General features: G+C 43.8%; 2 protein-coding genes. Both read right to left on the minus strand.

Features of this window, described 5'->3' with window-relative positions; translation table 11 throughout:
- Positions 1–190: hypothetical protein (locus A3735_RS31745; protein ID WP_231882433.1), on the minus strand; the 190-nt coding region annotated here is incomplete at its 3' end.
- A 16-nt stretch (positions 191–206) separates the two neighbouring features.
- Positions 207–692 (minus strand): YaaA family protein (locus A3735_RS06120; RefSeq protein ID WP_156499453.1); only part of this gene is annotated, 486 nt, incomplete at its 5' end.

Here is a 692-nt window from a genome sequence, read left to right on the forward strand (position 1 = left end):
CGACCTCCGTATTCATTGAACGAACCAGATCCTCAACCCACAAGGTAAACAGAGCGTAATCATTAAGCTCGTTTTGGTCAATTTTAGACACTTGCGGGAATTGATAACAAGCACCAATAAAAGCACTACCCGAGAGTAAATTCGCGAGCAGACGAGAGAAGCGCAACCCTTGGCGCGCCCTATTCTTCACAACACTAAACACAACCTTACTTCTGCGCCTCCGCTACACTCTCACTTCTAGTAAAGACCCAATCAGTGCCACTGGACTCACTCTCTGAGTATTGATAACCCGCGTAGTCAAAACCCTTTAGATCTTCAACGCTTTGAATATTATTATCAGCAGCATACCTGACCATTAAGCCTCGTGCTTTTTTGGCATAAAAACTAATGATCTTGTATGTGCCTTTCTTCTCATCCTTGAATATAGGGGTAATCACCTTTGCCTTAAGCGACTTAGGCTTGATTGATTTAAAATACTCGTTGGATGCTAGGTTAACGAGAACCTCGTCACTCCCCTCTAACTCCCGGTTAAGTGACTCTGTCAGCATCTCTCCCCAAAACTCGTAAAGATTCTTTCCGCGTGTATTTTCAAGCCTGGTTCCCATTTCCAAACGATATGGCTGCATCAAATCCAAGGGGCGCAAAATACCATACAAACCCGAGAGTATTCTTAACTTTCCCTGAAGATATTC

The sequence above is a fragment of the Oleiphilus sp. HI0061 genome, from assembly GCF_001635675.1.